The organism is Cupriavidus gilardii (assembly GCF_013314895.1).
GTDB classification, from domain to species: Bacteria; Pseudomonadota; Gammaproteobacteria; order Burkholderiales; family Burkholderiaceae; genus Cupriavidus; species Cupriavidus gilardii_C.
Genome location: NZ_JABTYE010000007.1, coordinates 179873 through 193632, shown reverse-complemented (window position 1 = coordinate 193632; position 13760 = coordinate 179873). Strand labels below are relative to the sequence as shown.

Annotated in this window: 11 protein-coding genes; 7 read left to right on the top strand and 4 right to left on the bottom strand. The window is 68.0% G+C overall.

Annotation, left to right across the window (positions count from 1 at the left end):
• Positions 1-14 precede the first annotated feature (14 nt).
• The 5 genes from HTY53_RS09570 to HTY53_RS09550 all read left to right on the top strand — a co-directional run bounded on the left by HTY53_RS09570 (position 15) and on the right by HTY53_RS09550 (position 5804).
• Positions 15-530 (top strand): class IV adenylate cyclase, encoded by a 516-nt coding sequence (locus HTY53_RS09570; RefSeq protein WP_174106248.1) that lies wholly within the window; start codon positions 15-17, stop codon positions 528-530.
• A 526-nt stretch (positions 531-1056) separates the two neighbouring features.
• Positions 1057-2235, top strand: a complete 1179-nt coding sequence (locus HTY53_RS09565; protein WP_254599888.1) for an ABC transporter substrate-binding protein — start codon at positions 1057-1059, stop codon at positions 2233-2235.
• A gap of 100 nt (positions 2236-2335) precedes the next feature.
• Positions 2336-4300 carry an ABC transporter permease gene (locus HTY53_RS09560; RefSeq protein WP_174106246.1) on the top strand — a complete coding sequence of 655 codons (1965 nt, stop codon included), beginning with the start codon at positions 2336-2338 and terminating at the stop codon, positions 4298-4300.
• Positions 4297-5091, top strand: a complete 795-nt coding sequence (locus tag HTY53_RS09555) for an ABC transporter ATP-binding protein (RefSeq protein WP_174106245.1) — start codon at positions 4297-4299, stop codon at positions 5089-5091. Before HTY53_RS09560 ends, HTY53_RS09555 begins: the two co-directional genes overlap by 4 nt.
• On the top strand, positions 5088-5804 hold the full coding sequence (locus HTY53_RS09550; RefSeq protein ID WP_174106244.1) for an ABC transporter ATP-binding protein: 717 nt from the start codon (positions 5088-5090) through the stop codon (positions 5802-5804). The genes HTY53_RS09555 and HTY53_RS09550 overlap by 4 nt, the downstream gene beginning before the upstream one ends.
• Positions 5805-5871: 67 nt before the next feature.
• On the opposite strand, the gene HTY53_RS09545 is transcribed toward HTY53_RS09550, so the two are convergent.
• Positions 5872-8058 (bottom strand): hybrid sensor histidine kinase/response regulator, encoded by a 2187-nt coding sequence (locus HTY53_RS09545; protein ID WP_174106243.1) that lies wholly within the window; start codon positions 8056-8058, stop codon positions 5872-5874.
• Positions 8059-8234: 176 nt separating this feature from the next.
• Here HTY53_RS09545 and HTY53_RS09540 point away from each other — a divergent pair, with 176 nt between their 5' ends.
• Positions 8235-8729 (top strand): MarR family winged helix-turn-helix transcriptional regulator, encoded by a 495-nt coding sequence (locus HTY53_RS09540; RefSeq protein WP_174106242.1) that lies wholly within the window; start codon positions 8235-8237, stop codon positions 8727-8729.
• A gap of 12 nt (positions 8730-8741) precedes the next feature.
• Here HTY53_RS09540 and HTY53_RS09535 read toward each other — a convergent pair whose 3' ends face one another.
• Positions 8742-11069 carry a xanthine dehydrogenase family protein molybdopterin-binding subunit gene (locus HTY53_RS09535; protein WP_174106241.1) on the bottom strand — a complete coding sequence of 776 codons (2328 nt, stop codon included), beginning with the start codon at positions 11067-11069 and terminating at the stop codon, positions 8742-8744.
• A gap of 139 nt (positions 11070-11208) precedes the next feature.
• Between HTY53_RS09535 and HTY53_RS09530 the strand changes: the two genes are divergently transcribed.
• On the top strand, positions 11209-11985 hold the full coding sequence (locus HTY53_RS09530) for a TetR/AcrR family transcriptional regulator (RefSeq protein WP_174106240.1): 777 nt from the start codon (positions 11209-11211) through the stop codon (positions 11983-11985).
• A gap of 40 nt (positions 11986-12025) precedes the next feature.
• Here HTY53_RS09530 and HTY53_RS09525 read toward each other — a convergent pair whose 3' ends face one another.
• Together HTY53_RS09525 and HTY53_RS09520 are read right to left on the bottom strand one after the other, a co-directional pair.
• Positions 12026-12667, bottom strand: coding sequence for an N-carbamoylsarcosine amidohydrolase (locus HTY53_RS09525; RefSeq protein ID WP_174106239.1), 642 nt, complete (start codon positions 12665-12667; stop codon positions 12026-12028).
• A gap of 1 nt (position 12668) precedes the next feature.
• A complete protein-coding gene (locus HTY53_RS09520) occupies positions 12669-13748 on the bottom strand; it encodes a 2,5-dihydroxypyridine 5,6-dioxygenase (protein WP_174106238.1) in 1080 nt (359 codons plus the stop codon).
• Positions 13749-13760 lie beyond the last annotated feature (12 nt).

Below are 13760 nucleotides of genomic sequence, written 5' to 3'. Positions count from 1 at the left end.
ACCATCCTCGCCCCATGCCGACCAATATCGAAATCAAGGCCCGCGTCGACGACCGCGACGCCCTGGCGCCCCTCGCGGCCGAACTGGCCGACCACGGTCCCGAGCTGCTTGAGCAGGACGACACCTTCTTCCATTGCGGCAATGGCCGGCTCAAGCTGCGCGCGTTTCCGTCGGGGCGGGGCGAGCTGATCTTCTATCGCCGCGCCGACGACAGCGGCCCCAGGGCCAGCCACTACCAGATCGTACCGACTAGCGAGCCGGACCAGCTGCGCGCCGCGCTCTCGGCCGCTTACGGCGAGGCCGGGCGCGTGCGCAAGGCCCGCATCCTCTACCTGGTCGGCCGCACCCGCGTGCATCTGGACCGCGTCGAAGGGCTGGGCGACTTCCTGGAGCTGGAGGTGGTGCTGCGCGATGGCGAAGAGGCCGATCAAGGCGCGGCCGAGGCGCATGCGCTGCTGCGCAAGCTCGGCATCGACGCCAGCCAGCTGGTGCCCACCGCCTATGTCGACCTGCTGCAAGAAAGAGGTTGAGCCGGGCCGGCTTTTCGCAGACGGCTTAATTCCTGCGTCGCTTCCCGGCCCGCCTTGCTGCCTGCCCGTGCCCGCCATGGCGCGCGCCCCCCACCGCTGCCATTCCCGTGAACACCCTGATTTGCACCCGTGTTGATGTAGTACATACTGAACGTCCATTCGGTAAACACTACATCAATGGCGATGCCTCGAAGCTCCGCCGCCCGGCGTTGCGCCGGGCGACGAGCGCGAACCGGATTGACGTGGCATGCTTGCACGGTTCAGCATGGGGCCGTGCCGCTGGCCCGTTCCTTGCGTCGATCCGCCCGTCGTCATTTATGTAGTGAATCCTGAATGAAAACAGTGCGCGGCCCTGCGCCGAAAGGGCGGCCCGCACCAGCACTGTGCCGGCCGGTGCCGGCGCGCCTTGCCGTTCCACCGTCCGTTCCACCGTCCATTCCCGCCATCTGGCGACTCGCTCAGCAAAGGAAGAACGATGCACAACCGAATCCGCCCCCAACGACGACTGCGCCGCGCCACCGCCGCCATGGCAGTCACCGTGTCGGCGCTGCTCGGCAGCGCCGCGGCGCTGGCGCAGAACACCATCAAGATCGGCGAGATCAACAGCTACAAGGCGCAACCGGCGTTTCTCGAGCCGTACAAGCGCGGCTGGGAGATGGCGGTCGAGGAGGTCAATGCGGCGGGCGGCGTGCTCGGCAAGAAGCTGGAAGTGGTGTCGCGCGACGATAACGGCAATCCAGGCGATTCGGTCCGAGTGGCCGAGGAACTGGTGGCGCGCGAACGCGTGGCGCTGCTGTTCGGCGGCTTCCTGTCCAATACCGGCCTCGCGCTGACCGACTATGCCAGGCAGCGGCGCGTGTTCTTCCTGGCCGCCGAGCCGCTGACCGACAAGATCGTCTGGCAGAACGGCAACCGATACACCTACCGGCTGCGCCCGTCGACCTATATGCAGGTCGCGATGCTGGTGCCAGAGGCGGCCAGGCTGAAGAAGAAGCGCTGGGCCATCGTCTATCCCAACTACGAGTACGGCCAGTCGGCGGTTGCCACCTTCAAGAAGCTGCTCAAGCAGGCGCAGCCCGATGTGGAGTTTGTCGCCGAACAGGCGCCGCCGCTGGGCAAGGTCGACGCCGGCTCGGTGGTGCAGGCGCTGGCCGATGCGAGGCCCGATGCGATCTTCAACGTGCTGTTCGCCGCCGACCTGGGCAAGTTCGTGCGCGAGGGCAATACGCGCGGGCTGTTCGAGGGCCGCGAGGTGGTGTCGCTGCTGACCGGCGAACCGGAATACCTCGACCCGTTGCGCAGCGAGGCGCCGAAGAACTGGATCGTCACCGGCTACCCGTGGTACGCGATCGATACACCCGAGAACAAGAAGTTCGTCGAGGCCTATCGCAAGAGGTTCAACGACACGCCGCGCGTCGGCTCGGTGGTCGGCTACGCCGCCGTCAAGTCGATCGCCGCCGGCCTGAAGAAGGCCGGCAGCATCGACAGCGACAAGCTGGCCGCCGCCTTCTCCGGCCTGAATGTCGACACGCCGATGGGGCCGATCGTCTATCGTCCGCAGGACCATCAATCGACGATGGGCGCCTACGTCGGCCGTACCGGCGTGCGCGACGGCAAGGGCGTGATGACGTCGTTCGTCTACGTGGACGGCGCCAAGGTGCAGCCCAGCGATGCCGAAGTGAAGGCGATGCGGCCGGCGCAATAACGGCGATGCAATCAGGGCCGATGCGATCGGGCCGGTGCAACAGGGCCGGTGCAATCAGGCCAATGCACCAGGGCCGGCGCGTCCCGGCTGGAGTCGACACATGACACTGACAAGCTTGCTGGTCCAGTTGCTGAACGGCCTGGCCGAGGCCTCGACGATGTTCCTGGTGGCCGCCGGGCTGTCGCTGATTTTCGGCGTCACGCGCATCGTCAATTTCGCCCACGGCTCGTTTTTCATGCTGGGCATCTACCTGTCCTATACGGTGCTCAGCCGCATCGGCGAGACCGCCGCGGGCTTCTGGGGCGGTGTGCTGGTGTCGGCGCTGCTGGTCGCCGCGATCGGCGCGCTGGTCGAGTGCCTGATCCTGCGGCGCATCTATCAGGCGCCCGAACTGTTCCAGCTGCTGGCGACCTTCGCGCTGGTGCTGGTGATCAAGGACGCGGCGCTGTTCGTCTGGGGCCCCGAGGACCTGTTCGGTCCGCGCGCGCCCGGCCTGAGCGGCGCGGTCCAGGTGCTGGGCCAGCGCTTCCCGCAATACGATCTGGTGCTGATCGCGATCGGCCCGCTGGTGCTCGGGCTGCTGTGGCTGCTGCTGACGCGTACGCGCTGGGGCAAGCTGCTGCGCGCGGCGACGCAGGACCGCGAGATGGTCGGTGCGCTGGGCATCAATCAGGCCTGGCTGTTCACCGGCGTATTCGCGCTCGGCTGCTTCCTGGCCGGGCTTGCCGGCGCGCTGCAGGGCCCGCGCGTCCCGGCCAACCTGGCGCTCGATCTGGAGACCATCGGCAGCGCCTTCGTGGTGGTGGTGGTCGGCGGCATGGGCTCGATTCCCGGCGCTTTCCTCGCCGCGCTGCTGATTGCCGAGATCAAGGCGCTGTGCATTGCGCTCGGTACGGTGTCGTTCGGCGGCGTCGAGATCGCGCTGACCAGGATGACGCTGGTGGTCGAATTTCTGGTGATGGCGGTGATCCTGGTGGTACGTCCCTGGGGCCTGCTCGGCAAGCCGCAGGCGCCCTCGCGCAATGGCGCCGAACTGGAGGCCCCGCTGCGCGCGCCGGGCACGGCGGTCAAGCTCGCCGGGGGACTGACGGTCGCGGCGCTGCTGCTGGTGCCGCTGCTGGCGCAGGCCTATCCGTATCTGACGGTGCTGCTGGTCGAGATCCTGATCGCGGTGCTGTTCGCCGCCAGCCTGCACTTCATCATGGGACCGGGCGGCCTGCATTCGTTTGGCCATGCCGCCTACTTCGGCCTGGGCGCCTATGCGGCCGCGCTGCTGCTGACCAAATGGCAGCTGCCGATGGAGGCCACGCTGCTGCTGGCGCCGCTGGTCGCCTGCGTCGGCGCGGTGGTGTTCGGCTGGTTCTGCGTGCGGCTGTCCGGCACCTATCTGGCGATGCTGACGCTGGCCTTCGCGCAGATCGTCTGGTCGGTGATCTACCAGTGGGACGGTTTCACCGGCGGCAGCAACGGCTTGCTGGGCGTATGGCCCGCGGGTTGGCTGTCCTCGCCGACAGCGTTCTACTATCTGACGATGGGGCTTTGCTGCCTGTGCGTGCTGGCGCTGCGTCGCATCCTGTTTGCACCGTTCGGCTACGCGATGCGGGCCGGCCGCGACTCGTCGCTGCGTGCCGAGGCGATCGGCATCGATGTCAAGCGCGTGCAGTGGGTGGCCTTCGCCATCGCCGGACTGTTCTGCGGCATGGCGGGCGTGCTGTTCGCCTATTCGAAGGGCAGCATCTCGCCCGAGGCGATCAGCGTCGGGCGTTCGGTCGACGGCCTGGTGATGGTGCTGCTCGGCGGCGTGCAGACGCTGGCCGGGCCGCTGGTCGGCGCCTCGGTCTTTACCTGGCTGCACGACACCATCGCGCGCGAAACCGAATACTGGCGCGCGCTGCTGGGCGCCACCATGCTGCTGCTGGTGATCCTGTTCCCGGCCGGCATCGTCGGCTCGCTGCGCAAGCGATTCGTGCACGAGGCCGAGCCAGCGCAGACTCGGACGGCCGCGGCGGCCGCTGGCGCGTCGACGTCTTCGTGGCAATCTCCCTCGCTGAAGGAGCCGGCATGACGCTGCTGCAAGTCAGACATCTCGGCAAGGCCTTCGGCGGCGTCAAGGCCGTCAACGACGTGTCGTTCGATCTGCCGGCCGGTCAGCTGCTGGCGCTGCTCGGGCCCAACGGCGCCGGCAAATCGACCTGCTTCAACATGCTCAACGGCCAACTGAAGCCGGACCAGGGCTCGATCCGATTCGACGGCCACGAGATCGCCGGCATGCGGCCGCGCGATATCTGGCGGCTTGGCGTCGGCCGGACCTTTCAAATCGCCGCAACCTTCGGCTCGATGACGGTGGTCGAGAACGTGCAGATGGCGATCCTGTCGCGCGAGCGCAAGCTGTTCCAGCTGTGGCGTCCGGTGCGCGCGCACCATCGCGACGAGGCGATGGCGCTGCTCGAACAGGTCGGCATGGCGGCCCAGGCAGAACGCGCCTGCGGCGTGCTGGCCTATGGCGACGTCAAGCGCGTCGAGCTTGCCATCGCGCTGGCCAACCGGCCGCGGCTGTTGCTGATGGACGAGCCGACCGCCGGGATGGCCCCCGAAGAGCGCCGGGCCTTGATGGCGCTGACCAGGCAGCTGGTCGTGCGGCACCAGCTGTCGGTGCTGTTCACCGAGCACAGCATGGATGTGGTGTTCGCCTATGCGGACCGCATGATCGTGCTGGCGCGCGGCCAGCTGATCGCCGAGGGCGATGGCGAGGCGATCCGCAATGATCCGAAGGTGCGCGAAGTGTATTTCGGCACCGGCAAGACCTTTGAAAGCCAGCGCAAGCCGGGGCACGCGACACAGGAGGGCATGGCATGAGCGCCGACACGTTGTTGGAAGTGAGCGGGCTCAATGCCTTCTACGGCCGCGCGCATATCCTGTTCGATGTCGGGCTCGAAGTGCGGCGCGGCGAGGTCGTCGCGTTGATGGGCCGCAACGGCGCCGGCAAATCGACCACGATGAAGGCGCTGATGGGCCTGCTCGATCGTGCGCACGGCAGCATCCGCTTCCGTGGGCGCGACCTGGCGCGCGCCAAGCCGTATCAGATCAGCCGCATGGGCATGGGCTTCGTGCCAGAGGACCGGCGCATCTTCACCGACCTGACGGTGATGGAGAACCTCGAGATCGGCAAGCAGCCGCCGCGTCCCGATGCGGTCGAATGGACGCCGGAAAAGCTGTTCTCGCTGTTCCCCAATCTGGGCGAGATGCCGCACCGTCCGGGCGGGCAGATGAGCGGCGGCGAGCAGCAGATGCTGACGGTGTCGCGCACGCTGATGGGCAATCCCTATCTGGTGCTGCTCGACGAGCCGTCCGAAGGCGTGGCGCCGGTCATCGTCGAACAGATGGCCCACATGATCCTGGCGCTCAAGCGCGAGGGCATGTCCATCCTGTTGTCCGAGCAGAACCTGCATTTCGCCGAACTGGTCAGCGATCGCGCCTATGTGCTGGAGAACGGCCATATCCGCTATCACGGCACCATGGCGGAACTCGCCGCCAACGACGAGGTTCGGCGCAGCTATCTGGCGGTATAGGCGGTATCGGCCGTATAGGCCGTATAGGCCGTATAGGGGTGTATCGCGGGTCTGAGGAAGGGCGGCCTCAGCGGCCGGTCTCCTGGATCAGCCGCAGCAGCGCGTCGGGGCTGACCGGCTTGACCAGATGCTGGCCGAAGCCGGCGGCCCTGCTGCGATCGCGGTCGGTGTCCTGGCCGTAGCCGGTCAGCGCGACGAAGCGGCACGGGTGGTCGCCGAGCGACTCGCGCAGACGGCGTACCAGTTCGTAGCCGTCCATCACTGGCAGGCCGATGTCGAGCACGGCGACGTCGGGCGCAAAACGCTCGACGATGCGCAGCGCGGAGACCGGGTCGTAGACCACTGCCACGTGATGGCCATAGGCCTTGAGCAGCTGCGCCAGCGCCTGCACCGAATCGACGTTGTCATCGACCAGCAGCACGCGTTGCGCATCGCCGGCGGCAACGGCGGCGTGTTCGTCGCGATGCGCGGCGGCGACCAGTTCCGCGCTGGCCACCGCGGGCAGCCGGATCGTGAACTCGCTGCCGTGGCCCGGCCCATCGCTGGCGGCGGCGACGCTGCCGCCGTGCAACTCGACCAGATTCTTGACCAGCGCCAGGCCGATGCCCAGCCCGCCCTGCTGCCGGTCGATCTTGCGCGGCCCCTGGTAGAACAGGTCAAACAGATGCGGCAGCATCTCGGCGCCGATGCCGATGCCGTTGTCGCGCACGCGGATCACGATGTCGCCATCGCCATCGCGCTGCGCCGACAGCAGGATATCCCCGCCGATATCGGTGTAACGTGCCGCATTGGTCAGCAGATTGGCGACCGCCTGCGCCAGGCGCACCGGATCGCCCTGCCAGACCAGCGTGCGGTCGACATCCATCGACAGCCGGTGGCTGCGCTGCTCGAGCAGGCGGCTGGCCATCTCGACCGCCTTGGCCAACACGTCGGCAAGCTGGACCGTCTCGACCTTCAACTCGATATTGCCGCGCGTGATGCGCGAGACGTCGAGCAGATCGTCGATCAGCCGCACCAGATGTTCGACCTGGCGCTCGATGATGGCGCGCTCGCGTTCGGTCTCGGTGGAGCCGCGCATGCGCATCAGCTGCAGCGCGGTGACGATCGGCGACAGCGGGTTGCGCAGCTCGTGCCCCAGCATCGCCAGGAACTCGTCCTTGGCCTGGCTGGCGCGTTCCAGTTCGCGCAGCAGCCGCTCGCGCTGCTGCTCCGCGATCTCGCGCGCTACCCGGTCGCTGGCGTCGCGCGTGAAGCAGCGCGTATAGCGCAGCTTGCCGTCTTCGAAGCAACCGTTCGAATGGATCAGCACGGGCTTGATGCTGCCGTCCTTGCAGCGCAGCCGCGCGGGCTGGTCGTACAGCGTGTCGCCGGCTTTCAGACTGTCCAGGATGTGTTCGATCACCGGGGCATCGACGTGGAAGTCGGTGATCGGGCGTCCCACGTATTCGTCGTAGCGGTAGCCGAGCATCTGCAGCTCGGCCTGGTTGGCCCACAGGATGGTGCCGTCGGCCGCCACGCGATGCACGCCCTCGGCGGCGTTGTCGAGGAAGTCGGTCAGTTCGATCTCGCGCCGGCGCAACGTGGACTCGGCCCCCCGCAGGCGCTTGACCTCGTTCTCGAGCGCCAGCGCCTTCTGCTGCCATACCGAGGCGCGCAGATCGGCATCGGCAATCTCCGCGGGTTTGCCCGCGGCGGTCGCGTAGAAGTGGGTGTGGACGTCGCAGACGCAGCGGAAGTGGCGGGCCTGCTCGCTGCTGGCGAAGACGCGGTGCGGATAGGCGCACAGCAGCCGAAAGCCATGCCGCCCGATCAGATCGTTCCAGAGTTCCTCGAGCCGCAGCGCGGCGTCGTGCCGACCCTGCTCGCACAGCAGCGCCACCATCTCGCCAAACGCATGCAGTGGCGGCGAGCGCTGCGCTTCGGCCGCGACCAGCTCACCGACGCTGGCCAGAAAGCGCTGCTCGTCCGGCCATCCGTCGACCATGAAGCGGTCCAGCGTCGCCTGCGCCGGCAGCGCGATCAGATTGCCGGTGTACCACGGCTGCTCGTCGCGACCGGGGCCAAGGCCGCGCAGCAAGGGCAGCAATGCCTCCAGATGCTCCTCGGTGGCGATCAGGATCGCGCTGCCGCCGCAGCGCAAGGCCTCGTCAGCGAACTCCCGCACGTCCGCGATCAGGAGCGAATCCTCGTCGTAGAAGCGGACCAGGTGGGCGGCATCAGGCTTGGCCAGATGCCCCGGGATAACGGCTGACATGGAAACGGTATGGGGGCGCTGCGGCGTGTAGAAGCTGCCATGATACTGCGCCCGTACGGCCGGCCGGTCAAATCGGCCGGCGATGGCCCGCAAATGCCTGTCGCGGCAGCGCCGGTGGGCCGCCACAGCCCCGTATGGTGGCCATGCCCGATATACTCTGCGCAACCCTGCTTCCGATGCCGCCACGCAAAGTGTCCACCTCGTCATCCAACAAGAACAAGACGCCGGTCCCTTCCTACGATTTCACCGATCAGGTCGGCCATTTGTTGCGGCGGGCCTATCAGCGGCATGTGGCGATCTTCCAGCAGACCATTCCCGATTCGCAGCTGACCGCGGCGCAATTCGTCGTGCTGTGTGCGGTCAAGGAACGGCAGTCGTGTTCGCTCAGCGAGATCGTGCGCGCCACCGCGATCGACCAGGCCACGGTGCGCGGCATCATCGAACGGCTGAAGGCGCGCGAGCTGATCGCGGTGTCGCATGACCCCAGCGATCGGCGCAAGGTGGTGGTCACCGTCACGCCCGCCGGGTTGGCGCTGATCGACGAGACCATTCCGTTCGCGCACCAGATCACCGAACAGACCTTCGGCGACCTCAATCCGGCCGAGCGCGTCGCGATCACCTATCTGCTGAAGAAAATGAGCGAGTTCGACGAGCGGGAGTCGGGGGCGTAATCGGCTGCGTTCTCAGGCCGCCTCGGTGGCGCAGGGCACCGTCTTCCGGGACAACGCCGCGCGCACCGATTCCGGCGTGAACGGCGGCCGCCGCAGCCGGATGCCGGTGGCATCGAACAGCGCATTGGCCAGTGCGGGCGCGCCCGGCAGCGAAGCCGATTCGCCGGCGCCCAGCGGCGCCTCGTGCTGCCGCGGCATCAGCACCACCGAAATCGGCGGCAGCTCGGGGAAGGTCAGCAGCGGATAGCTGCCCCATTCGCGACTGGCGACGCCAACGGCGTCGAAGCGCACCTGCTCCTTCAGCGAGCGGCTGAGGGTCTGCACCACATTGCCGTGCACCTGATGGCGGACGCCGTCCGGGTTCACCATCATGCCGGTGTCCTGACCGACCACCACGCGCAGCACGCGGATGTTGCCGCTGTCGGGCTCGACCTCCAGATCGACGACCCACGCCGACCAGGCCGCGCCAAAGCCGGGGAACTTGCTGTGGATATAGCGGGCATAGGCGATGCCGCGGCCGCGCAGCTTGCCGTCCGCAGCCGGGATGCCGCGCGTACCGCGCCCGCCGTCGCGCCAGCCGGCTTCCTGCGCGACCGCGCGCAGCAGGTCCGCGGCCCGATCGTCGGGAAGGTGGCGCAGCCGGAAGGCCAGCGGGTCGGCGCCCGCCTCGTGCGCCAGTTCCTCGATGAAGCATTCGTGCGCGAAGGTATTGGGCAGCGCCGACACGCCGCGCAGCCAGGCGGCGCGGACGATGGCCGGCGTATCGTCGCAGGCGATGTGCGTGCGCGCATAGTCGTAGGGCGGCACCGCGGTGCGGTCGCCCATCTCCAGCATGCGCGGCGCCGGGTCGATCTTGCCGGTGAGCAGCAGCGCGAGCGTGGGCGCGTCGTTGGACGGATAGCGGCTGACGAAGTCGTAGCCGAGCAGCGCGCCGTCGGCACCGAGCGTGCCCTGTACGTCCATCAGCTGCGCCGCGCCCTTCGGCTCCCACAGATGCTCCTGCTCGCGCGACAGCTGCACGCGCACCGGCTGGCCGACCGCGCGCGACAGCAGCACCGCGTCGGCGCAGACATCGTCCGCACAGTTGCGGCCATAACAGCCGGCCGCCTCCATCCGCACGATCTCGATCCGGCTTTCGTCCAGGCCGGTCAGGCGCGACAGGTCGATCCGCAGCACATGCGGGTTCTGCGTGCCGGACCAGACCGTCAGCGCGCTGCCGCGCCCGTCGACGGATCCATCGTCGCGCCACTCGGCCACACCGCAGGAGGGGCCGATCGACGCGTGCATCTGGTAGGGCCACACGTAGCTGCGCTTCAGCGTGGTGGCGGGCTGTTGCTGCTGCGCGGAGGCGGTATCGCCTTCGGTCCGCAGTTCGCGACGTTTGGCGGGATTGGCGCGCAGCGCGGGCTCGGGGTCGTCGAGCGGCGGCAACGGCGGCGCGGCGCGCCATTGCACGCGCAGCCTCCGTGCCGCTTCGATGGCCTGCTCCTCGCGCTGCGCAACCACGCCGACGAAATCGCCGACGATCACGACGTCGATCACGCCAGGCACATCGCGGATCGAATCGCGGTCGACCGAGATCAGGCTGCGTCCGACGAAATCGCCGGCATCGCGTCCCGCATACGGGGGACGAATCACCCGGCCATGGAGCATGCCGGGCACGCGCATGTCATGGACAAAGGTCAGCGCGCCGGTAGCCTTGGCCGGAATATCCACGCGCGGCGCGGCTTTGCCGACCACGCGATAGTCGCTGGCCGGCTTGGTCGCGACGTCGTCGGCCAGCGGCAGCTCGATATGGTCGTCGCCGAGCAGGGCAGCGTAGGGCAGCCCGGCTTCGCCCAGCGTATCCCCGCCGGCCTGACCGATGCGAACGCGGCCCTGGTCTACGACCAGTCTGTCGACGGCTGCGCCCAGCCGCTCGGCGGCGCGCGCCAGCAGGAACGCCCGCGCCTGCGCCGCGGCCCGGCGCAGCGGTTGCGCGGAAATCTGGATGGTCGCGCTGGCAATGGTCGGCCCCTGATTGGGCGTGGCGTCCGTATGCCCCAGCACCATGCGCACCGACGCGAGCGGCACGTCCAGCTCCTCGGCGACGATCTGCGCGAGCGCGGTGCGAATGCCCGTGCCGAGATCGACGTGGCCATTGAAGGCCAGCACCTCGCCATCGGCGCGCACCGCGATGAAGACATCCGGCAGCGCCGGCACATAGTCGGATGCCGCGCCGGGTTGGCCGGGCGCTGGCTTGGGCGCCGCCTGCGCGGCGCGCGTGATCAGCAGCACGCCACGCGCCTGCGCCAGGGCCAGTCTCAGTGCGCGTGGAGAGTCATCGTCGTGCATCGGCATTTCGTTCTTTTCCCTTCGAAGGCGGGCGCGCCGCCATGGCGCTGCAATGGCCTCGCACACCCGGAAAGGCGTGCGGCTGCGGCCACCTTCGACAGTTATACTGGCAGCTTCGCAACGCCAGATCCTCGCAACCGACGACATGACCACCGCGACGGCAAGAACCAGGGCAGCGGCCGGCACGCGGGCCAGGCAAGCCCAGGATACGCGCGCCAAGATCCTCAAGGCGGCCATCAAGGTCTTTGCCGAGCGCGGCTACGACGGTGGGCGGGTCGAGCGCATCTCGTCGCTCGCCAAGACCTACGACCGGATGATCTACTACTACTTCGGCAGCAAGGAAAAGCTGTTCGTCGAAGTGCTCGAGACCATTTACACGCAGCTGAACGAGGCCGAGCAGGCGCTGGAGCTCGATCCGGACAATCCGGTGCGCGCGCTGATGCAGCTGACCGACTTCGTCTGGCACTACTATCTGGACCACCCGGAGTTCGTCGCGATCCTGACCAGCGAAAACATCAGCCAGGGGCGGCATGCGAAGAAGTCGGGCAGGCTGAAGGAAATCTCCAGCTATGCGCTGTCGGTGCTCGACGGGGTGCTCGAGCGCGGCAAGGCCAGCGGCCACTTCCAGCCCGAGGTCCGCGCCCGCGACATCTATCTGGTGATCGCTTCGCTGGGCTACTTCTACAACTCCAACCACCATACGCTGAGTGCGTTCCTGGGCGAGCCGATGATGAGCAAGCCCGCGCTCGAGCACTGGCGCAACGTGATGCAGCACACCGTGCTGAACGCAGTGTGCCGGCCCTCGATTGCCGCGGAGCATGCTGCGACGGCCGAGCCGCCTGCCGCACCGCGCGCAAGCAAGGCCGCGCGCAAGCCGGTACGCAAGACCGCGCAGAACGCTCGCGTGGCGGCGGCCGGTTGAGGCGCGGCGCATCGGCGATCTCCAGCGGTCCGTCGCCGCGCTAGCGGGCCTGCGCCGCGACCGTTGCCGCGATCGCGGCCAGCGCCTCGTCGCGCGGCATCACGGTGGCGTACTTCTGCTCCATGTCGAACAGATTGGCCTGATGCGGGCCCAGCGCGCGGTCGCCGACGCAATCGGACAGCACCAGCGGGCGAAAACCGTACGACATCGCGTCGACCACGCTGGCGCGTACGCAGCCGCTGGTGACGCAGCCCGCCACCAGCAGCGTGCGCACGCCGCGATGCGCGAGCCATGCCGCCAGCGAGGTACCGAAGAACGCCGACGGCACCGTCTTGCGCACCACCAGTTCGCCGTCGCCCGGCGCCAGTTGCGGCACGATCGCGCTGTTGTGGCTGGCCTCCTTCAACGTCAGCATGCCCGGCACCTTCTGCGTGAAGACATTGCGGTCCGCGCCGTCGTCGGCAAAGACGATGCGCGTATGCGCGATCGGCCAACCCTGTTCGCGCGCCGCGGCCAGTAGCGGCCCGGTATTCGCGATCGCCTCGGGGATATTGCCGCCGCCGAACACTTCCGGGTCGGCGAAGCCGTTGACGAAGTCGATGATCAACAGGCCGAACGGCGCGGCGATCTCCAGGGTCGCGCCAAATCCCTGGCGCTGGTACGTCGACACTTCATGCTGCATGTCAGGCTCCGTCGGTTCGATAGTCGAATGCTTGCTGGATCGGGGCGCCGCCATCCATGACGCGGCCCCGTTCCACCACCGTGTCGCCATCGAGCCTGACGGTGCAATGGCGCACCGGAATGTCGATGTGGCAGGCGGTGGTGCGGCTGCCGCCGGCCTCGTTGTTCGGCCCGAACGAGCACAGGAAATTGCCTTCGTAGGCACGTGCGTCCATGCCGATGGTCGCCTCGCGGTCGTACATCGCCAGCGTGGACCAGCGCGCCCGCGGCTGCAGGCCCCAGCCGATGTGCGACATCGCATAGGCCTCCGGGTCGTTGAACGACGCCATGTAGTCGGCGAGCAGCTCGGCATCGAGCTCGCCGTCGATCGACGTGACGTAGCCGTTTTCGACCGTGATGTCGATCGGCGCCTGGATATAGGACTTCATCGGCAGCAGGATGTCGCCGCGGTCGAGCACGATGCGGCCGTTGGTGCCGCCTTCGTTGGGCCAGGTCAGCACGAAGCCGCTGGGCCAGTGGTCCCAGCGGCCCGGTTCGTCGACGAAGCCGTATTCGCTGATTGCCGGGAATTCGCCGAGCGCGCAGCGCAGATCGGTGCCGGCGTCGGAGACGATATGCATCTCGTGTGCCCGCGACAGCCGCGCGGTGGCCGCACGCACACGTGTGCGGTCCGCCTCGGTCGGCACCAGCCGCACCAGCACCTCCGGTGGCTCGACCGCGAGCAGGATCCTGGTGCCGGTGGCGAGGATTTCGTGCTGCTCGGGCGAGAACAGCAGCGTCATCAGGTCGAGCACCAGATCGCTGGCCTTGAGCGCCGCGATGGCCGCCTGGTTTCCGGTCAGCGGCGTGGTGCCCAGATACGCCAGCGAATCGCGGCTCAGTGCCTTCTCCGCATTGACCGGCGGCAGGTCGAGCCGGTTGACGATGGCGCCCATCGACGATGCCGCCAGCAGCGCGGTGCGCATCGTCTGCGGATGCGTGGCGGCGCTGGTCAGCACGGTGACGCTCTGGCCCGGCTGCAGCTTCGACAGCGTCAGCACCTGCTTCCAGGCTTGCGTCAGATCATGATCGCTTACCGGCATGCGTTCTCCTTG